Origin of the sequence: Micromonospora sp. NPDC049900, assembly GCF_044461025.1 — a bacterium.
In the GTDB taxonomy this organism is placed as follows: Bacteria; Actinomycetota; Actinomycetes; order Mycobacteriales; family Micromonosporaceae; genus Micromonospora.
Genome location: NZ_JBITKM010000002.1, coordinates 764,078 through 784,638, shown reverse-complemented (window position 1 = coordinate 784,638; position 20,561 = coordinate 764,078). Strand labels below are relative to the sequence as shown.

The window sequence follows — 20,561 nt, the reverse complement described above, 5'->3', positions numbered from 1 at the left end:
GGCTGAACCGTGATGGCTTACCTGGATCATGCCGCGACCACTCCGATGCTCGACGAGGCACTGGAGGCGTACGTCGCGACCGCCCGCGAGGTCGGCAACGCGTCCTCCCTGCACGCGTCCGGCCGGCTCGCCCGGCGGCGGGTCGAGGAGTCGCGGGAACGGGTGGCCGCCGCGCTGGGGGCCCGGCCGTCCGAGGTGATCTTCACCGGAGGTGGCACGGAGAGCGACAACCTCGCGGTCAAGGGCATCTTCTGGGCGCGCCGGGACGCCGACGGTGGGCGGACCCGAGTGGTCTCCAGCGCCGTCGAGCACCACGCGGTGCTCGACGCGGTGGACTGGCTGGGCGCGCACGAGGGCGCCGAGGTGGGCTCGTTGCCGGTCGACGGGACCGGCCGGCTGCACCCCGACGCGCTGCGCGCCGAACTGGCCGCGCACGGCGACCGGGTGGCCCTGGTCACCGCCATGTGGGCGAACAACGAGGTCGGTACCGTCCAGGGGGTCGGCGACCTGGCCGCGGTCGCCGCCGAGTACGGCGTCCCGTTCCACACCGACGCGATCCAGGCGGTCGGCCAGGTGCCGGTCGACTTCGCCGCCAGCGGCGTCGCCGCGCTCACCGTGACCGGCCACAAGCTCGGCGGCCCGGTCGGCATCGGTGCGCTGCTGCTGGGCCGGGACGTCGCGGCGGTGCCGCTGCTGCACGGCGGCGGTCAGGAGCGTGACGTGCGCTCGGGCACGCTGGACACCGCCGGCATCGTCGCCTTCGCGGTCGCCGTCGAGGCGGCGGTCAAGGGGCAGCAGGAGTACGCCACCCGGGTCGCCGCACTCCGCGACGACCTGGTCCAGCGGGTACGGCAGGCGGTGCCCGAGGTGGTCTTCAACGGCGACCCGACGGACCGGCTGCCCGGCAACGCACACTTCTCCTTCCCCGGCTGCGAGGGCGACGCGCTGTTGCTCCTGCTGGACGCCCAGGGCATCGCCTGCTCGACCGGTTCGGCGTGCTCCGCCGGAGTGGCGCAGCCCTCGCACGTCCTGCTCGCGATGGGCGCCGACGACGACCGGGCGCGCTCGTCGCTGCGCTTCTCGCTCGGTCACACCAGCACCGCCGGTGAGGTCGACGCGCTCATCGCCGCCCTGCCGGCGGCCGTCGAGCGGGCCCGACGGGCGGCGGCGCTGCGGACGCCCCGCTGACGTAGCACGCGTGGCGGTGGGACCGGCTTCGACGCCGGACCGGGACGACCGCCGACCGGCGGCACGGAGATAGGCTCGGCGGGAAGGGAGCGTGGTCCGGGTGAGGGTGTTGGCGGCGATGTCCGGCGGGGTGGACTCCGCCGTGGCGGCGGCACGGGCGGTGCAGGCCGGTCACGACGTCACCGGCGTGCACCTGGCGCTGGCCCGCAACCCGCAGACCTACCGCACCGGAGCGCGGGGCTGCTGCACCCTGGAGGACTCCCGGGACGCCCGCCGCGCCGCCGACGTGCTGGGCATCCCGTTCTACGTGTGGGACATGGCCGACCGGTTCCACGCCGACGTGGTCGACGACTTCGTGGCCGAGTACGCCGCCGGGCGTACCCCCAACCCGTGCCTGCGCTGCAACGAGAAGATCAAGTTCGCGGCGGTGCTGGACCGGGCGGTGGCCCTGGGCTTCGACGCCGTGGTCACCGGCCACCACGCCCGGCTCGGCCCGGACGGGCTGCTGCGGCGCAGCGTCGACCTGGCCAAGGACCAGTCGTACGTGCTGGCGGTGCTCACCCGCGCGCAGTTGGACCGGTCGATCTTCCCGCTCGGCGACTCGACCAAGGCACAGGTCCGGCAGGAGGCCGCCGACCGGGGCCTGGCGGTGGCCGACAAGCCCGACTCGCACGACATCTGCTTCATCGCCGACGGCGACACCCGGGGCTTCCTGGCCCAGCGGCTCGGCGAGACGCCCGGCGACGTGGTCGACGCCAGCACCGGCGCGGTGGTGGGCACGCACGCCGGTGCGTACGCGTACACCGTGGGCCAGCGACGCGGCCTGCACCTGGACCGCCCGGCCCCGGACGGCCGACCCCGGTACGTGCTCTCCATCACGCCGACCACCAACACCGTGACCGTCGGCCCGGCCGAGGCGCTGGAGGTGGCGCAGGTGCGGGCCACCCGTCCGGTCTGGACCGGTGGCCCACGCCCGGACGGCCCGATCGACTGCGAGGTGCAGTTGCGGGCGCACGGCGTCGTGGTGCCGGCCGAGGTCACCGTGGACGGCGACGCGCTCCGTGCCGACCTGCGGCAGCCGGTCCGGGGCGTCGCCGCCGGCCAGGCGATCGTCGCGTACCGACCCGACCCGGCCGGTGACATCGTGCTCGGCTCCGCCACGATCACCGACTGACCGGTACCCTTCGGCCGTGAGTGATCAGGTTTGGCCCTGGCCGGCCGGCGCGGCGACCGGCATCGGATCGCTGCCCGGCACCGACGTCGCCGAGGCGCAGCGGATCGTCCTCGGCGAGTTGCCCACCCTGCCCCACCTGCCGGAGCTGCCGGCCCGTGGCCCGGGCGCGGACCTGATCGGGCGCGGTGCCGGCCTGCTGGTCGAGTTGCCCGTGGAGTTGTACGCGGCCCGCTGGCGGGTGGCCCTGCGCCCCGGTCGGGACCTGCGCCGCGCGCGGGACCTGATGGAACGCGACCTCGACCAGCTCGCCGAGCAGGCCGAGGAGTACGCCGGCCCGATCAAGGTGCAGGCACCCGGTCCGTTCACCCTCGCCGCCTCGCTGGAACTGCCGGTCGGCGGCCGGATGGTGCGCGACCCCGGCGCGGTGCGCGACCTGGCCGGCTCGCTCGCCGAGGGACTGCGCGCGCACGTCGCGGCGGTGGCCCGCCGGGTGCCCCGGGCCGCCGTCCTGCTCCAGGTGGACGAGCCGTCGCTGCCGGCGGTCCTGGCCGGACGGGTGCCCACCGAGAGTGGCCTCGGCACCTACCGGGCGGTGCTGCCGGAGGACGCGCGGGCGTTGCTGGGCACGGTGGTCGAGGCGGTCGGCGTACCGACCGTGGTGCACTGCTGTGCTCCGGACGTACCGCTGGATCTGATCCGGTCCACCGGCGCGGTCGGTGTCGCCCTCGACCTGGACCTGGTCACCGACCTGGACGCGCTGGGCGAGGCGATCGACGCCGGGCTGGGCCTGTTCGCCGGTGCCGCGCCGACCACCGCACCGGCCGGTCGCGCGCCGACCTCGGCCCAGGTCGCCGACCGGGTCCGCACCGTCTGGGACCGGCTCGGCTTCCCGCGTCGCCGACTCGCCGAGCAGGTGGTGGTCACCCCCGCGTGCGGTCTGGCCGGCGCCACCCCGGCGTACGTCCGCGCGGTGCTGTCCGCCTGTCGCGACGCGGGTCGGCGGATCGTCGAGGAGTGAGGTTTCGGCACGCTGCTCGGGGGCAGCATGCCGGGCATGATCGGACGACTGCGTTCCACCGTGATCGACTGCCCCGACCCGCGTGCCCTGGCCGCCTTCTACGCCGAACTGCTCGGCCTGCCGCTGATCGAGGAGGACTGCGACGGCGACGAGTGGGTGGTGCTGGGCGGGCATCCCGGCCACCAGCCCCGGATCGCCTTCCAGCAGGCACCCGACCTGCGTCCGCCGACCTGGCCCGACCCGGAACGGCCGCAACAGTTACACCTCGACGTCACCGTCGACGACATCGAGGTCGCCGAGCGGGCCGCGCTGGCGCTGGGCGCGCGGCGGCTGCCGGGGGAGGGCGAGGGATTCCGGGTCTACGCCGACCCGGCCGGGCACCCGTTCTGCCTGTGCTGGGAGGTCTGACCGTCGCGCCGGCCCGCCCGAGCGGGCATGATCGTCACCATGATCAGCCCCTCGCGCGGGTGGGCCGCCGGCTCGCTCCTCGGACTCGCCTACGGTGACGCCCTGGGCAAGCCCACCGAGTTCCTCAGCGTGGCCGAGATCGAGCGCCGGTACGGCCCGACCGGACCCCGGGACCTGGTCGGTGATCCGGCGTTGGTCACCGACGACACCCAGATGGCGCTCGCGGTCGGCTGGGCGCTGTACGACGCGCCCGCGTACACCCCCGACGCGGTCGAGCCGCTGCTGCGGCAGCGCTTCCTGGCCTGGGCGGCCAGCCCGGACAACGACCGTGCGCCCGGGATGACCTGCCTGCGGGCCTGCGGCGAGCTGTCCCGTGGGCTGCCGTGGCAGCAGGCCACCCAGGTCGAGTCGAAGGGCTGCGGGGCGAACATGCGGGTCACCCCGGTCGGTCTGCTCGACGTCGACCTCGACACCCTCGCCGGGCTGGCCCAGCTCCAGGCCGGGCTGACCCACGGACACCCGACCGCGCTGGCGGCCAGCGAACTGACCGCGTACGCGGTGCGGCTGTTGGTCGACGGCGCGGCGCTGGCCGACCTGCCCGGCCTGCTCACCGCCCGCGCCCGGGACCAGCGCGAGGTCTACCGGGGCGACTGGCTCGGTGACCTGTGGCAGCGCGCGGGCGCGCGGACGCCCGCCGAGTTCGCCGCCCTGGGCTGGGACGAGTGCCTGCGTGCGCTGTCCCGGCTCGACGCGGCGCTCGCCGGAGCGGACGACGGCGGTGACCCGTGCCGGTGGACCGGTGAGGGTTGGATCGCCGAGGAGGCGTTGGCGACCGCGCTGCACTGCGCCGTCCGGCACCCCGACGACCCGGTCGGGGCACTGGCCCGGGGGGCCCGGACCGCCGGTGACTCCGACTCGATCGCCGCTCTCGCCGGGGCGTTCGTCGGTGCCGCCGTGGGGGTCACCGCCTGGCCCGCCGACTGGGCCGGTCGCATCGAGTACGCCGACCAACTCGCCGCCCTCGCTGCCGCCTGGCAGCGCTGACCCGGCGGCGCGGCGGCGCTGACCGGCGGGAACCGGTGGGGTTGTCGGCGAACTGTCCGACCCGCCGGATACCGTGCCGGGGTAGCCATCACAGGAGGTCGCGGGGTGTCCGAGGAAGCCATCGGCGAGCAGGTCAGCGCGGCACAGGAGGCGGCGGCCGGCGCCGAGCCCACCCCGCAGGCACGGGACCGGCACGCCACCCTGAGCCAGGAGCTGACCGAGCACCAGTACCGCTACTACGTGCTCGACACGCCGACGGTCTCGGACGCCGAGTTCGACCGGCTGCTGCGGGAGTTGGCGGCGCTGGAGGAGGAGTTCCCGGCGCTGCGCACGCCGGACTCGCCGACCCAGCGGGTCGGCGGCACCTTCTCCACCGACTTCGCCCCCGTCGCGCACGCCGAACGGATGATGTCGCTGGACAACGCGTTCGCCGACGAGGAGTTGGCGGCGTGGGCCGAGCGGGTCGAGCGGGACGCGGGCGGCCCGGTGCCCTACCTGTGCGAGCTGAAGGTCGACGGGCTGGCGATCAACCTCACCTACGAGTCGGGCCGGCTGGTGCGGGCGGCGACCCGGGGCGACGGTCGCACCGGTGAGGACGTCACCGCCAACGTGCGCAGCATCCGGGACGTGCCCGGCCGACTGACCGACTCGGCGGAGTTCGGGCCGGTCCCCGAGCTGATCGAGGTGCGTGGCGAGATCTACTTCCCGGTCGCCGCCTTCGCCGACCTGAACGCGGGCCTGGTCGAGCAGGGCAAGGCGCCGTTCGCCAACCCGCGCAACGCCGCCGCCGGCAGCCTGCGCCAGAAGGACCCACGGATCACCGCGTCCCGGCCGCTGCGCCTGGTGGTGCACGGCATCGGTGCCCGGCACGGTTTCCAGCCGGCCACCCAGTCCGAGTCGTACTCGGCGTTGCGGGCCTGGGGGCTGCCGACCAGCGACCGCTGGCGGGTGGTGCCCGACCTGACCGGCGTCCGGGACTACATCGCGCACTACGCCGCGCACCGGCACGACGTGGAGCACGAGATCGACGGCGTGGTGGTCAAGGTCGACCCGGTGCCGATCCAGGGCCGGCTCGGCTCGACCAGCCGGGTACCCCGCTGGGCGATCGCCTTCAAATATCCACCCGAGGAGGTCAACACCACCCTGCTCGACATCGAGGTCGAGGTCGGACGGACCGGTCGGGTCACGCCCCGGGCGCTGCTCCAGCCGGTGAAGGTGGCCGGCTCCACCGTCGCGTACGCGACCCTGCACAACGCGCGCGAGGTGGAGCGCAAGGGGGTGCTGATCGGCGACACGGTGGTGATCCGCAAGGCCGGCGACGTGATCCCCGAGGTGCTCGGCCCGGTGGTCGAGCTGCGTCCGCCCGACGCCCGGGCCTTCGTCATGCCCACCGTCTGCCCGGCCTGCGGCACCCCGCTCGCCCCGGCGAAGGAGGGCGACGTCGACATCCGCTGCCCCAACTCGCGCAGTTGCCCGGCGCAGTTGCGCGAGCGGGTCTACCACCTGGCCGGGCGCAAGGTGTTCGACATCGAGGCGCTCGGCTACAAGAGCGCCGCCGCGCTGCTGGACGCCCAGGTGATCACCGACGAGGGGGACCTGTTCTCGCTCGACGCCGAGCAGTTGGCCCGCTCGCCGTTCTTCGTCAACAAGGACGGCAGCCTCGGCAGCAACGCCGTCAAGCTGCTCGACAACCTCGCCGTCGCCAAGGAACGCGAGCTGTGGCGGGTGCTGGTGGCCCTCTCCATCCGGCACGTCGGGCCGACCGCCGCGCAGGCGCTCGCCCGGCACTTCCGGTCGATCGAGGCCATCGACGCCGCCTCCGAGGAGGAACTCTCCTCCGTCGACGGTGTCGGCCCCACCATCGCGGTGAGCATCCGCGAGTGGCTCGCCGTCGACTGGCACCGCGAGGTGATCCGCAAGTGGGCCGACGCGGGCGTACGGATGGCCGAGGAGGCGCAGGGGGAGGGGCCTCGACCGCTGGAGGGGGTGACCGTGGTGGTCACCGGCACCCTGTCCGGCTACTCGCGGGACCAGGCCGCCGAGGCGATCCAGTCCCGGGGCGGCAAGGTCAGCGGCTCGGTGTCCAAGAAAACCGGTTTCGTGGTGGTCGGCGACAACCCCGGCTCCAAGGCGGACAAGGCGGCCGGGCTGAAGGTGCCGATCCTCGACGAGGAGGGCTTCCGGGTGCTGCTCGACTCCGGCGCGGACGCGGCGCGCGCGGTGGCCCGCGTCGACGAGTGACGCGAGACGTGCCGATCTTGCGGGCACTCGCCCGGATACCAACTTAATTACGACTACGACCGATTCGTGGCTGTCGTACCTGGTTTCCGGCCGTCGGGGGCGTTTCATTGGGACACGGCGCGTGAACCCACGCGTCGCGGCCCGTAGCGGGAGGTGTGATGGAGCCGCCCGATCCGCGCAACCTCGTCCCGCCCGGGCGCACCACGCCCTTCGCGGTCTTCGTCGGCCTCGTGCTGGTCGTGGCCGTACTCCTCACCGTCGGGCCGCTGGTGTCGTTCGCCGGGACGCTGCCGGACCTGCCGGCGGCGTTCTGGACGATGGCCGTGCTCGCCGTCGCCTGCGACGCGCGTCCGTTCCTGCCACCCGGCCGGCGGCCCTCCTCGTCCGCCGTCTTCCCGTCGACCTGCTTCACCTTCGCCATCCTGCTCGGCTGGGGTCTCGGCCCGGCGGTCGCGGTGCAGGCGGTCGCGGTGCTGGTCTCGGGGATCCGGATGCGGCACGCCCCCTGGCGGGTCGCCTTCAACGCCGGGCAGTACGCCGTCGCGCTGGCCGCCGCGTACGCCGTCACCCGACTCGGGCCGGGCGGCATCTTCGACGGTGGCCGTCTGGGGTGGACCGACATCGTCGCCATCGGCGGGGCCGGGGTGGCCTGGTTCGCGATCAACTACGGACTGGTGACCACGGCCGTCCGGCTGCGCTTCGGCGAGCGGTGGTGGCCCAACGCCCGGCACGGCCTGCCGTTCGAGCTGCTCTCCACCGGGTCGCTGCTGCTGCTCGCGCCGGTGCTGGTCACCGCTGCGCGGGCCAGTGCCGCCCTGGTGCCGCTGGTGCTGGTGCCGTTGTTCGCGGTCTACCGGATGGCCCGACTCACCGTCGAACAGCACCAACTCGCCGCCATCGACCCGTTGACCGGGCTGCCCAACCGCAAGGCACTGCTCAGCGAGGTCAACGAGCAGGTGCACCGGCACGCCGAGCGCGCCGCCCGGGGTGAGCCCGGCGCCCGCCTGGCCCTGCTCCTGATCGACCTGGACCGCTTCAAGAACGTCAACGACGCGCTCGGGCACGCCGTCGGCGACCGGCTGTTGGTCGAGGTGAGCGCCCGGCTGACCGACCTGGTGCCGGCGCCGGACCTGGTGGTCCGCCTCGGCGGCGACGAGTTCGCCATCGTGATGACCGGGGTGGACGACGTCACCCAGGCCCGCGCCCTGGCCGACCAGGTGGTGCGGGTCCTCGCCGAGCCGGTGGCGCTGGACGGGCTGCCGCTGGACGTCGGCGGCTCCATCGGCATCGCGCTGTACCCGGAGCACGGCGAGGACTTCGCCACCCTGATGCGCCACGCCGACGTGGCGATGTACGACGCCAAGCACCGCAACGACACGGTCGCCGTCTACACCGCCGAGTCCGACCACAACTCCGCCGAGCGCCTGGGCCTGCTGGCCGACCTGCGCCGGGTGCTGGACGCGGGCGCGGCGGGCCGGCCCGCCGCGCCGGACGGGCCGAGCGGCGGGTCGGGAGACGCGCCGGTGGTGCGGGGCGGGGACGGGGCCGCGTTGACCGCGACCCCGGTGGTGCGGCAGCGCGGCGCTGGCCGCTGGTTCCGTCGTCGTCACCGGCCTCCCGTGGTCGCGTCCGACGACGAGCTGATCGCCCGGATCGTCACCGGCGCCGACCCGATCCTGCGCCGTTCCGTCCGGCCCGCCGACCCGGCGGTGGTCCCCGGCGAGCCCTGGTCCGGCCCGGTCGGCGCGCACCGGCCGGGTGACGAGGTCCCGTCCGCCGCCGGTGCGGTGTCCGGCGGCGATCCGGCCGGGGACGCGGGCGAGATCACCATGTACTACCAGCCGCAGATCGCCATCGCCACCGGCGAGGTGGTCGGGGTCGAGGCGCTGCTGCGGTGGCGGCACCCCCGCCGGGGCATGGTCGACCCGGAGGAGCTGATCCGGGTCGCCGAGCAGAGCGCCGTGATGCGCCTGCTCACCCGCCGGGTGGTGGACGACGTGGTCGAGCAGTTGGCCAAGTGGTCGGCCGCCGGTCTGGGCCTGCGGGCGGCGCTCAACGTCAGCGTGCGGGACCTGCACACCGGCGAGATCGCCGACCAGATCGCCGACCGGTTGACCCGCTACGGCGTGCCGCCGGAACGGCTGCAACTGGAGATCACCGAGGGCGCGCTGATGGCCGACCCCCGCCGGGTGCTGACCACCATCACCCGGTTGCACCGGATCGGGGTCGGCATCGCGCTGGACGACTTCGGCACCGGCTACTCGTCGCTGCAACACCTGCGTCGGCTGCCGCTGTCGGAGGTGAAGGTCGACCGGTCCTTCGTCCTCGGGATGACCGAGGACTCCGACGACGCCGCGATCGTCCGGTCCACGATCGAACTGGGCAAGGCGCTCGGGCTGCGGGTGGTGGCCGAGGGCGTGGAGGACGAGAAGACCTGGCGGATGCTGCACGCGGCCGGGTGTGACGCCGCGCAGGGCTGGTTCTACGCCCGGCCGATGCCGGCCGAGGAACTGGTCGCCTGGCTGGGTCGGTACCGGCCGGTGCGCCCGATCGGTGGCCACGAGGAGCCGGACGTACCCCGCCGCAGCCCCCGGTGACCGAAGGGCGGGACCGCCGCGCGTCGCCCGCCCCGCGCGTACCCGGCTCCCCGGTCCGGACGCCCCGGGGAGCCGGGGGCGGCGGGCCGGGCGCGGAACAATAGACTCGCTCCGGTCACCGCGCGTCGCGTCGCACGCCGCGCGGTGGGCGTACGCAGACGCAGGACAGCCACGAAGGGGGCACCGATGGCCGCCATCTCCCGCGAGGAGGTCGCGCACCTGGCGCGACTGTCGCGGCTCGCCGTGACGGAGGAGGAGCTGGACACCTTCGCCGGCCAGCTCGACGTGATCCTCCAGGCGGTCGCCCAGGTGGGCGAGGTCGCCGCCGCGGACATCCCGCCGACCTCGCACTCGGTGCCGTTGACCAACGTGCTCCGCGAGGACGTCGTGACGCCGTGCCTGACCCCCGAGGAGGCGCTGTCCGGCGCGCCCGACGCCGAGGAGCAGCGGTTCCGTGTTCCGCGGATCCTGGACGAGGATGTGGCATCGTGAGCGAGCTTCAGCGAGCGAACAATCAACTCAGCGTGGTGCCTCATGACACTACGCAGCCGAGCGGAGTGGCGTCATGAGCGACCTGACCAGACTCACCGCCACCGAGATCGCCGGGCTGGTCGCCTCCGGTGAGACCTCGGCGGTCGAGGTGACCCAGGCGCACCTGGACCGGATCGCCGCCGTCGACGACCGGGTGCACGCCTTCCTGCACGTCGACACCGAGGGTGCGCTCGCCGCCGCCCGCGAGGTGGACGCCCGGCGGGCCGCCGGAGCGGAACTGGGTCCGCTGGCCGGTGTGCCGGTCGCGGTCAAGGACGTGCTGACCACCCGGGGCGTGCCGACCACGGTCGGTTCGAAGATCCTGGAGGGCTGGCGCCCGCCGTACGACTCGACGATCGTCGAGCGGCTGCGTGCCGCCGGCACGGTGATGCTCGGCAAGACCAACATGGACGAGTTCGCGATGGGCTCCTCCACGGAGTACTCGGCGTACGGGCCGACCCGCAACCCGTGGGACACCGGGCGTATCCCGGGCGGCTCCGGCGGCGGCAGCGCGGCGGCACTGGCCGCGTACGAGGCGCCGCTGGCGATCGGCTCGGACACCGGCGGCTCGATCCGCCAGCCGGGCGCGGTCACCGGCACCGTCGGCGCGAAGCCGACCTACGGCGGCACCTCCCGGTACGGCCTGGTGGCGTTCTCCTCCTCGCTGGACACGCCCGGCCCGTGCGCGCGTACGGTGCTCGACGCCGCGCTGCTGCACGAGGCGATCGGCGGCCACGACCCGCGTGACTCCACCTCCATCCCGGCCCCGGTGCCGGACGTGGTGGCCGCCGCGAAGCTCGGTGCGACCGGTGACCTGACCGGGGTACGCCTCGGCATCGTCTCCGAGTTCGTCGGCGAGGGTGCCGAGCCGGGTGTGATGGCCGCCTTCAACGAGGCCGTCGACGCGCTGACCAAGCTGGGCGCGGAGATCGTCGAGGTGTCCTGCCCGAACTTCGCGTACGCGCTGCCGGCCTACTACCTGATCGCCCCGAGTGAGTGCTCCTCCAACCTGGCCCGCTTCGACGGCGTGCGGTTCGGTCTGCGCATCGGCGACGACGGCAACCGGTCGCTGGAGGAGGTCATGTCGCTGACCCGGGAGACCGGCTTCGGCCCCGAGGTCAAGCGGCGGATCATGCTCGGCACGTACGCGCTGTCGTCGGGTTACTACGACGCGTACTACGGGCAGGCGCAGAAGGTCCGTACGCTGATCACCCGCGACTTCACCGCCGCGTTCGAGCGGGTCGACGCGCTGATCTCGCCGACCACGCCGTTCGTGGCGTTCCCGCTGGGCGCGCGCACCTCCGACCCGTACCAGATGTACCTGGCCGACCTCTTCACCATCCCGACCAACCTGTACGGCGGTCCCGGCATCTCGGTGCCGTGCGGCCTCTCCGACGGGTTGCCGGTCGGGTTGCAGGTGATGGCCCCGACGATGGCCGACGACCGGATGTACCGGGTGGCCGCCGCGCTGGAGAGCGCGGTCGGCACTCTCACGCCGCCGACGTTGTGACGCCGTGCGGGGCGGTTCCGCACCGCCCCGCCGCGCGTCGCCCGGCCCGTCCGGTGACACGAGGTCACCGTTCGGACTCATAACGCATGGTGACGTGCGCGGGTTGGATAGAGTCCGAGCCGCTGGTGAAACGCAAGCATGGGCTTCTAGCCGACTGGAACTGCGATGAAGACGCTGCGGCCGATCACGATTGTCTCGGTGCTCACGATGCTGCTGTTCGGCAGCGCCGCGCCCGTCGTCGCAGCACCTGCCGCCGTCGATCCGGTGATCGCGGATCCGGTGATCGTGGATCCGGCGGTCGTCACCATCTCCGTCACCTCCGACCCGCCGCCGTCCGGGGTGACCGCCCACGAGCCGTACCCGGGTCACACCTTCACCGCCACCGGTGACGACGAGATCCGGTTCGCGCTGGTCGCCGGTGCGATCCCGCCCGGTCTGGCGCTCTCCTCGTCCGGCACCCTGACCGGTACGCCCACCGTGGCCGCCCGCTTCGCCTTCACCGTCCGGGCCACCGGATCGCCGAGCGGGGAGTTCGCCGACCACCAGGTGACCGTGGTCGTGGTGCAGCCGGTCGTCACCGTGACGTCGCCGGAGCCGGTGTCGCCCTGGTACGTCGGGCAGGTCTATCCGACGCACCGGTTCACCGCGTCCGGCGGCACCGCCGGGCACACCGTCGCGCTGGGGTCGGGTGCGCTGCCGCCGGGCCTGTCGCTCTCCTCGGCCGGTGTCCTCGCGGGTTCCCCGAGTCAGGCCGGGCGTTACCGCTTCGCGTTGCTGGTGACCGACGCGAACGGCTTCCAGGGGCAGCAGGACGTCACGCTGGTGATCGCCACGCCGGCCGCCGTGGTCACCTCGGCCGCGCCGCCGCGCGGCACGGCCGGGCAGGCGTACTCGTTCCGGTTCACCGCCGAGGGTGACTCCGACATCCGGTTCGGGCTGGCCGCCGGGGCGCTGCCGGACGGGCTCGTGCTCGACGCGGACGGCGTGCTCGGCGGCACCCCGACCGTCGCCGGCACCTTCGACTTCACCGTTCGTGCCACCGGCACCGCCACCAGTGACACCGAGGAGGTGTCGCTGGTCGTCTACCCGGACCCGACGGCCACCCCGTCGGTCTCGCCGACCCCCACCGAACAGCCGACCGCGTACCCGACCACGCCGTCGCAGAGCCCGACGCCGACCGCCGCCGCGCCGTCGCCGTCCCGGACGACCGGGGCCTGGCTGCCGGTCACCGGGGAGAACTCGGCCCTGGTGCTGATGCTCCTCGGTGTCGTGGCGTTCAGCATCGGCGGCATCCTGCTGGTGGTGGCGTACCGCCGTCGGCAGGGGTTCACCGCGGGGTGACGCCCGACCGAGGCCAGGCGGGCGGAGCGGCTAGGCTGGGCGGCGTTGTGTCCGGATGCCGGCGCGGGCCGGCCACCGCCCGAAAGCTGGAGTTCTCATGACCACGACGCTGCCCGCGTACGACGAGGTCGTCGCGCGATTCGAGCCGGTGATCGGCCTGGAGACCCACGTCGAGCTGGGCACGAACACGAAGATGTTCTGCGGTTGCCCGACCGACTTCGGCGGCGAGCCGAACACCCGGGTCTGCCCGGTCTGCCTGGGCCTGCCCGGCTCGCTGCCGGTGGCCAACAAGGCGGCCATCGAGGCGACCATCCGGATCGGCCTGGCGTTGAACTGCTCCATCGCGCAGTGGTGCCGGTTCGCCCGGAAGAACTACTTCTACCCCGACATGCCGAAGAACTTCCAGATCAGCCAGTACGACGAACCGCTCTGTGTGGACGGCTACCTGGACGTCGAGGTGAACGGCGAGACGGTACGGATCGGCATCGAGCGGGTGCACCTGGAGGAGGACACCGGCAAGACGCTGCACGTCGGTGGCGCCACCGGCCGGATCCACGGCGCGACGGAGTCGCTCGTCGACTACAACCGGGCCGGCATCCCGCTGGTGGAGATCGTGACCAAGCCGATCCCCGGCACCGGCGCGCTCGCCCCCGAGATCGCCCGGGCGTACGTCACCGAGCTGCGCGACGTGCTCCGCTCGCTCGGCGTCTCCGACGTGCGGATGGAGGAGGGTTCGCTGCGGTGTGACGTGAACACGTCGCTGAACCTGCCCGGCGAGGAGTGGGGCACCCGCACCGAGACCAAGAACGTCAACTCGCTGCGCTCGGTCGAGCGGGCGGTGCGTTCGGAGATGCTGCGGCAGGCGTCGGTGCTGGACGCGGGCGGACGGATCACCCAGGAGACCCGGCACTTCCACGAGGACACCGGCGACACCACCCCCGGCCGGTCCAAGGAGACCGCCACCGACTACCGCTACTTCCCCGAGCCGGACCTGGTGCCACTCGCGCCGGACACCGCCTGGGTGGCCGAGCTGAAGGCGGCGCTGCCGGAGCTGCCCCGGCTGCACCGGCGTCGGCTCCAGGAGGCGTGGGGACTCTCCGAGGCGGACATGCAGTCGGTGCTCAACGCCGGTGCGGTGGAGCTGATCGAGGCCACCGTCGCCGCCGGTGCCACCCCGGCCGCCGCCCGCAAGTGGTGGCTGGGCGAGCTGTCCCGGCGGGCCAACGAGACCGGCGTGGAGCTGGCCGACGTGGGTGCCACCCCGGCCCAGGTCGCCGAACTCCAGGGTCTGGTCGACGCCGGCAAGCTCAACGACAAGCTGGCCCGGACGGTGCTGGAGGGCGTGGTCGCGGGCGAGGGTTCGCCCACCGAGATCATGACCAACCGGAACCTGGAGGTCGTCTCCGACACCGGTGCGCTGACCGCCGCGGTGGACGAGGCGATCGCCGCCAACCCCGACGTCGCCGACAAGGTACGCAGCGGCAAGGTCGCCGCGGCCGGTGCGCTGGTCGGCGCGGTCATGAAGACCACGCGCGGGCAGGCCGACGCCAAGACCGTCCGCGAGCTGATCCTGGAGCGCCTCGGCGCCTGAGGTGTAAGGAAGGGACCCTTCTTACCGTCTGGTGTATAGGAAGGGTCCCTTCCTTGCATCCGCACCACCACCCCCCGTCCCCCGACCGGGCGTCAACGACGACGCGCCGGACCCCTGGAGCGCATCGTGAACCAGCACGACATCGACGTCCTCGACGACATCCAGCGCCGGGTGCTCTGGCTCGCCACCCGGATCGTGGACGCGGCCAACCACGACCGCAGCACCGGGGACGGGGTGAAGGTCGGCGGGCACCAGGCGTCCAGCGCCTCCCTGGTCACCGCGATGACCGCGTTGTGGTTCGCGCACCTCGACGCCGAGGACCGGGTCGCGGTCAAGCCGCACGCCTCGCCGGTGTTCCACGCCATCCAGTACCTGCTCGGCAACCTGGACCGGTCGTACCTGACCACGTTGCGCGCCCGGGGCGGACTCCAGTCGTACCCGTCGCGGACGAAGGACCCGGACGGTGTGGACTTCTCCACCGGCTCGGTGGGCCTGGGCGCCGCCGCGCCGCTGTTCGCTGCGGTGACCCGGCGGTACGTCGACGCGCACTTCGGGGCGCGCCCGCACTCCCGGTTCGTGGCGCTGATCGGTGACGCGGAACTGGACGAGGGCAACATCTGGGAGGCGGTCGCCGACCCGGCCACCACCGGTCTCGGCAACGTCATGTGGGTGGTCGACTTCAACCGGCAGTCGCTGGACCGGGTCGTCCCCGGCGTCCGCATCGACCAGTGGCGGGGCCAGTTCGAGGCGGCCGGGTGGCACGTGGTCGAGGTCAAGTACGGTCGCCGGCTCGCCGAGGCGTACCAGCGGCCAGGCGGCGCGGCGTTGCGCGACTGGATCGACGCGATGCCGAACGAGCAGTACCAGTCGCTGTTCGGATTGACCGGGCCGACGCTGCGCGAGCAGTTCCTGGACGGCGCGCCCGAGGGCATCGCCGCGTTCATCGCCGACATCACCGACGAGGACCTGGGCCCGCTCGTCACCGACCTGGGCGGGCACGACCTGGCGGCGCTGCTCGACGCGTACGCCCAGTGCGACGCGGTGACCGACCGGCCGAGCGTGGTGTTCGCGTACACGGTCAAGGGGTGGGGTCTGCCGATCGCCGGCAATCCGCGCAACCACTCGGCGTTGCTCTCCGGTGAGCAGGTCGACGCGTTGCGGGCCGGGCACGGCCTGACCCGGGACACCGAGTGGGACCGCCTCGACCCGGCGTCCCCGGCCGGCATCCGGGCCGGGCAGCGTCGGGAGGCGCTGTCCCGCGCGCCCCGCGAGCGTGCGCTCGGGGTCACCGTCCCGCAGGCCACGAACGTACGCGCCAACAAGCCGATCTCCACCCAGGAGGTCTTCGGTCGGGTGCTGGTCGACCTGGCCCGTGATCAGCAGGTGGGGAAGTACCTGGTCACCACCGCGCCGGACGTGGCCACCTCGACCAACCTGGCCGGGTTCATCAACCGGACCGGGGTGTTCGCCCCGACCGCCCAGCGCTCCTGGGCGTCGGAGTCGATGCTGCGCTGGACGGAGAGCCCCGAGGGGCAGCACATCGAGCTGGGCATCTCCGAGATGAACCTGTTCCTGCTGCTCGGCCAGCTCGGGCTCGCCTGGGACCTGTCCGGCCAGCCGTTGCTGCCGGTGGGCACCGTCTACGACCCGTTCGTGCTGCGCGGGCTGGACGCGTTCCTGTACGGCACGTACTCCGGTTCCCGGTTCGTGGTCGCCGGCACCCCGTCCGGCATCACGCTCGCCCCGGAGGGCGGCGCGCACCAGTCGACCATCACCGCCAGCGTGGGGCTGGCGCTGCCCGGCGTGACCTTCGTCGAGCCCGCGTACGCGGTCGGCCTGGACTGGCTGCTCTGCGACGCGCTCGGGCACATCGCGGGTGCCCCGCAGCCGGTGCCGACCGCCGCGCCGACCGAGGACGGGGCGTACTACTTCCGGCTCAGCACCCGCCCGCTGGACCAGGCGCCGTTCGAGGCGGCCCGGGCCCGGCTCGGTGACGCGGTGCTGCGCCGACAGGTGCTGGCCGGGGCGTACCGGCTGGTCGACGCCCACCAGGCGTACCCGCACCTGGCCGACGCGCCGACGGTGCAACTGGCCGCCTCGGGCGCGGTGCTGCCCGAGGTGCTCGCCGCCGCAGCCGAGTTGGCCGACGAGGGCGTCGCCGCGCACGTGGTGGACGTGACCAGCCTGGACCGCCTCTACCGCGCGTGGCAGCGCACCCTGCGGCAGGGCGTACGCACCGCCACCGTGCCCAGCGTGCCGGGCGCGCTCCGGTCCGCCTTCGCCGACCGGGTGCCGGTGGTCAGCGTGCACGACGCCGCCTCGCACGCGATGGCGTGGCTCGGGTCGGCGGTCGGTGCGCCGGCGGTGCCGCTCGGCGTGGACGAGTTCGGCCAGTCCGGCAGCGTCGCCGAGCTGTACGAGCTGCACGACCTGCTGCCGGGCAGCATCGTCAACGCCGCCCTGGCCGCGCTCGCCCTGCGCTGAGCTGGGCCGGTGCCGGTGCCGGTGCCGGTGCCAGAGCTGGCGCTGGCGCTGGCCCCTGGGCCTGAGCCTGGCCTGAGCCTGGGCCTGGGCCTGGGCCTGGGCCTGCGCCCGGGTCGCTGGAGCGAGTGACGGGAATCGGACTCGTGTCGCCGGTTCGGAGCCCGGTCGGTGCCTGTATCTGTCGCTCCATGTCGGGCTGGGGTAGGCGTGCGTGCGTAGGTCGCGGTATGGGGTTCGGGCCCTTTCGAGCTGACAGCGTCGACGGATCGCGCAGGCTGTGTCGGCAGGTCGCTCACGGCGGATCGCGCAGGCCCGCCGTGAACAGGTTGCCCTACGACGGATCGCAGAGGCCGCCGTCGGCGGGTCGCCTCGCGACGGATCGCGCAGGGTCGCCGTGGACAGGTCGCTCACGACGGTCAGCGACCGGCCGGGTCGGTCCCTCTTCACCGCCGCTGCCGAGAGAAGCTTCTCGGACCGTTCGAGAACCGCGACAGCATGCGCGGATCAGCTCGACAGCAGCCGAGGACGACACCATCGAGCCCCGCGCCCGAGCCGGGTCCCTGCCTCAGCGTGCCGGGGGGCTTTCTCCGGCGGTAGTCGTCAGCGGGTCGGTGTCGGGGTGGGGGTGATCGGCGGGGTCAGCAGCGGCGTCGGCGGCTGCACCACGGTGCGCTCCAGGTTCACCTGCGCCTGGCCGGTGCCGCCGACGGTGATGTCGTCGTACGCCTGGAGTTGCTTGTCCTGGTCGAAGTAGAGGACGGTCATCGCCAGCGGGGTCGGCTCCTCGCCCTCCAGTCCCCGCAGCCCGGCGCCGCCGGTGGAGCCCTGCACCATCAGCGTCGTCGGCTGCTCGCCCGGCACCTCGGGCAGCGTGTTCACCCGCCGGTCGTGGGTGTGCCCGGCGAGCACCAGCGGGCAGGTGCCGGAGAGCGGACCGGCCGAGGCCGGGTCGTGCACCAGCGCGATGTTCACCGGTCGGGGGGAGCTGCGGATGGTGGCGGCGAGCTTGTCCCCGGTGGCGATCAGCTCGTCGGCGGTGGGCTGGTTGAGCCCACCGCTCGCCGGTGAGGTGCTCTTGTCCGGGGTGAATCGCGGGTCGCCGATGCCGGCGATGGTCAGCCCGGCGACCGTCGCGGTGGTGTTGTCCAGCACGATCGCGTTCGGCTGCCGGGCCACCGCCGCGGCGGTCCGGGGCGAGTCGTGGTTGCCGCGGATGTAGACGTAGGGCTTCTCCAGCAGGCTGATCGAGCCGACGTAGGAGGCCTCCGGCTCGCTGCCCCAGTCGGTGATGTCGCCGGTGTCGATCACCACGTCGATGCCGAACTGCTCGGTCACCGTGCGGATGAGCTGCCAGGCGGCCGGGTTGAGGTGCATGTCGGAGATGTGCAGCACCCGCGTGGTGCCGGGCTCCGGCTCGTACACCGGCAGGGCCGACACGGTGGTGTAGAGCTGGGTGACGTTGCCGATGAGCCGCTGGAGCTGTTCGGCGTACCGGCCGTAGTCGTTGGCGATCTTGCGGACGTCACCGACGATCGCCGGGGCGTTGACCAGCAGCCCCTCGTACGTGGGCTCCTCGATCGCCTGCGGCCGGACGGTGGCGGCGGCGGTGCCCAGGCTGCCGGCGCTGATCGCCAGTGCCAGCGCGCCCGCCCAGGCGGCCCGCCGGGTGTCCCGGAACGCCAGCAGCGCCAGCACCAGCGTGGCCAGCACGGTCGCGCCGACGGTCCGCAGCCCGAGCCGCAGTACGCCCTCCTGGACGTCGTCTACGGCCGACTGGGTGGCCCGGTTGATGCTTGCCGGGTCGTCGATCAGGGCCTCGGTGCGGCCCTGGTCCAACGCGCCCAGTTCCACGGTCAGCCGGGTCGGCCCGTCGTGGCTGTCCAGCAGCAGCGCGCCCAGCGGTGGGATGTCGACGGTGGTGCTGCCGTTGACCGCCGGCGAAACGGACAGTCGGGCCTGGAACGGGCCGATGTCGGTGTTGACGTGCCCTCCGGCGAGGACCCCGAGCAGTACCCCGGTCAGTGTGACGACCAGCAGCGCCAGGCCGGCACCCAACCGGCGCAGCCCACTGCGCCGCCCGGCGCGGGGCGAACCGGCGGCGGCGCGCCGTGGCGAGACGAAGCGACGCGGGCGACCGGTCGGGTCGTCCCCGTCCCGATCGCGGTGCGGCTTCTCGTTCTCGTGATCGTCCATGCTGAGATTCTGACCTGCCCGCCTGAGGATCTTGGCAAACCCGAGGTGCTGCGTGTCGAGAATGCCTCAGCTTCGCCCGGCGCCGCCACCTGCGAAAACAAGCCGCAACAAGCGATCATCCTCGGGTGCGGGTCGGCCGCGTCCGTCGTGGTTCGAGGTGCCCACCCAGAACGAGCCGTCCGGCGCGGCGGCGATCGCCCGTAGCCGCCCGTACTCTCCGGTCAGCAGCGCCTGCGGCTGCCCGAGCACGGTGCCGGTGTCGGTCAGCTCGACCAGCCAGAGGCGCTGCCCGCGCAGGCAGGCGGTGGCCAGCAGCCGCTCACCGGCGGCCAGGCCGGAGCAGGACGCCTCGTCGGTGGACCACTGCACGATCGGGTCGACGTACTCCTTGTCGCCGCCGCGTCCCTCGACCTCGGGCCAGCCGTAGTTCTTGCCCTTGGTCACCTGGTTGATCTCGTCCCAGGTGTTCTGGCCGAACTCCACCGCGTACATCCGGTCGCCGACCCAGGAGATGCCCTGCACGTTGCGGTGGCCGAGGGACCAGACCGGGGAGTCCGGGAAGGGGTTGCCCGGGGCGGGCTCGCCCTCGGTGGTGATCCGCAGGATCTTGCCGCCGAGCTTCTTGACGTCCTGCGACTGGTCGGTGTCCCCGGCGTCGCCGGTGCTGGCGTAGAGCTGCCCGTCCGGGCCGAAGGCCAGGCCGCCCCCGTTGTGGACCCCGGCCTTGGGGATGCCGGTGAGGATCGGGGTGGGCTTCTCGCCCAGCCGCATCCGGGCGATCCGGTTGTCCCGATCGGCGGTGTAGTAGACGAAGACCGTGTTGTCCTGCGCGAACTGAGGCGACACGGCGATGCCCAGCAGGCCGCCCTCGCCGGAGGCGACCACGTCGTCGACGGTCTGCCGCTCGGTGATCCTCAGCCCGTCCGGGCTCGACTCCGGGCCGACCTGGACGATCCGGCCGCTGTCGCGCTCGGTGACCAGGGCCCCGCCGTCGGGCAGGAAGGCGATGCCCCACGGCACCCGCAGGCCCTGGGCCAGCACGGTGGCGACCACCTCCTGGCCGCCGCCCGCGGCGCTGGCCGACGGGGTCGGCAGGTTCGGCGGCTCGCCGGCCGGGTCCGGTTCCGGTTCGCCGAGACTGCACCCGGAGGCCGCGAGCAGCAGCGCGGTGCAGGAGGCCGCGAGGAACCCGCGGACCCGACGGGCCGGAGAGTACGGGGGAGCGCTCACCCGCCCGAGCC

14 protein-coding genes are annotated in these 20,561 nt (G+C 73.4%); 12 read left to right on the top strand and 2 right to left on the bottom strand.

Going from position 1 to position 20,561, the window contains the following annotated elements:
• The first annotated feature begins 12 nt into the window (after positions 1-12).
• The 12 genes from ACIBMZ_RS07995 (at position 13) to ACIBMZ_RS07940 (ending at position 17,127) form a co-directional block, all read left to right on the top strand.
• Positions 13-1,188, top strand: coding sequence for a cysteine desulfurase family protein (locus ACIBMZ_RS07995; protein ID WP_396691813.1), 1,176 nt, complete (start codon positions 13-15; stop codon positions 1,186-1,188).
• A 100-nt stretch (positions 1,189-1,288) separates the two neighbouring features.
• Positions 1,289-2,362, top strand: coding sequence for a tRNA 2-thiouridine(34) synthase MnmA (gene mnmA / locus ACIBMZ_RS07990; RefSeq protein ID WP_396691812.1), 1,074 nt, complete (start codon positions 1,289-1,291; stop codon positions 2,360-2,362).
• Positions 2,363-2,378: 16 nt separating this feature from the next.
• Positions 2,379-3,380 carry a methionine synthase gene (locus tag ACIBMZ_RS07985; RefSeq protein ID WP_396691811.1) on the top strand — a complete coding sequence of 334 codons (1,002 nt, stop codon included), beginning with the start codon at positions 2,379-2,381 and terminating at the stop codon, positions 3,378-3,380.
• Positions 3,381-3,416: 36 nt separating this feature from the next.
• Positions 3,417-3,788, top strand: coding sequence for a VOC family protein (locus tag ACIBMZ_RS07980; protein WP_396691810.1), 372 nt, complete (start codon positions 3,417-3,419; stop codon positions 3,786-3,788).
• A 39-nt stretch (positions 3,789-3,827) separates the two neighbouring features.
• Positions 3,828-4,832 carry an ADP-ribosylglycohydrolase family protein gene (locus ACIBMZ_RS07975; RefSeq protein WP_396691809.1) on the top strand — a complete coding sequence of 335 codons (1,005 nt, stop codon included), beginning with the start codon at positions 3,828-3,830 and terminating at the stop codon, positions 4,830-4,832.
• A 105-nt stretch (positions 4,833-4,937) separates the two neighbouring features.
• A complete protein-coding gene (gene ligA, locus ACIBMZ_RS07970; protein ID WP_396691808.1) occupies positions 4,938-7,073 on the top strand; it encodes an NAD-dependent DNA ligase LigA in 2,136 nt (711 codons plus the stop codon).
• A 158-nt stretch (positions 7,074-7,231) separates the two neighbouring features.
• Entirely contained in the window at positions 7,232-9,670 is a 2,439-nt protein-coding gene (locus ACIBMZ_RS07965; RefSeq protein ID WP_396691807.1) for a putative bifunctional diguanylate cyclase/phosphodiesterase, read from the top strand.
• Positions 9,671-9,856: 186 nt separating this feature from the next.
• On the top strand, positions 9,857-10,162 hold the full coding sequence (gene gatC / locus ACIBMZ_RS07960) for an Asp-tRNA(Asn)/Glu-tRNA(Gln) amidotransferase subunit GatC (RefSeq protein ID WP_088995614.1): 306 nt from the start codon (positions 9,857-9,859) through the stop codon (positions 10,160-10,162).
• A 73-nt stretch (positions 10,163-10,235) separates the two neighbouring features.
• On the top strand, positions 10,236-11,711 hold the full coding sequence (gene gatA, locus ACIBMZ_RS07955; protein WP_396691806.1) for an Asp-tRNA(Asn)/Glu-tRNA(Gln) amidotransferase subunit GatA: 1,476 nt from the start codon (positions 10,236-10,238) through the stop codon (positions 11,709-11,711).
• A 165-nt stretch (positions 11,712-11,876) separates the two neighbouring features.
• Positions 11,877-13,052 (top strand): putative Ig domain-containing protein, encoded by a 1,176-nt coding sequence (locus ACIBMZ_RS07950; protein ID WP_396691805.1) that lies wholly within the window; start codon positions 11,877-11,879, stop codon positions 13,050-13,052.
• Positions 13,053-13,149: 97 nt separating this feature from the next.
• Complete coding sequence (gatB, locus tag ACIBMZ_RS07945; protein WP_396691804.1) at positions 13,150-14,643, top strand: Asp-tRNA(Asn)/Glu-tRNA(Gln) amidotransferase subunit GatB; 1,494 nt, start codon at positions 13,150-13,152, stop codon at positions 14,641-14,643.
• Positions 14,644-14,769: 126 nt separating this feature from the next.
• Positions 14,770-17,127: a transketolase-like TK C-terminal-containing protein gene (locus ACIBMZ_RS07940; protein ID WP_396691803.1), complete on the top strand. Its 2,358-nt coding sequence runs from the start codon at positions 14,770-14,772 to the stop codon at positions 17,125-17,127.
• A gap of 600 nt (positions 17,128-17,727) precedes the next feature.
• On the opposite strand, the gene ACIBMZ_RS07935 is transcribed toward ACIBMZ_RS07940, so the two are convergent.
• Together ACIBMZ_RS07935 and ACIBMZ_RS07930 are read right to left on the bottom strand one after the other, a co-directional pair.
• Entirely contained in the window at positions 17,728-19,320 is a 1,593-nt protein-coding gene (locus tag ACIBMZ_RS07935; protein WP_396691802.1) for a metallophosphoesterase, read from the bottom strand.
• A gap of 66 nt (positions 19,321-19,386) precedes the next feature.
• On the bottom strand, positions 19,387-20,550 hold the full coding sequence (locus ACIBMZ_RS07930; RefSeq protein WP_396691800.1) for a PQQ-dependent sugar dehydrogenase: 1,164 nt from the start codon (positions 20,548-20,550) through the stop codon (positions 19,387-19,389).
• Positions 20,551-20,561: the final 11 nt, after the last annotated feature.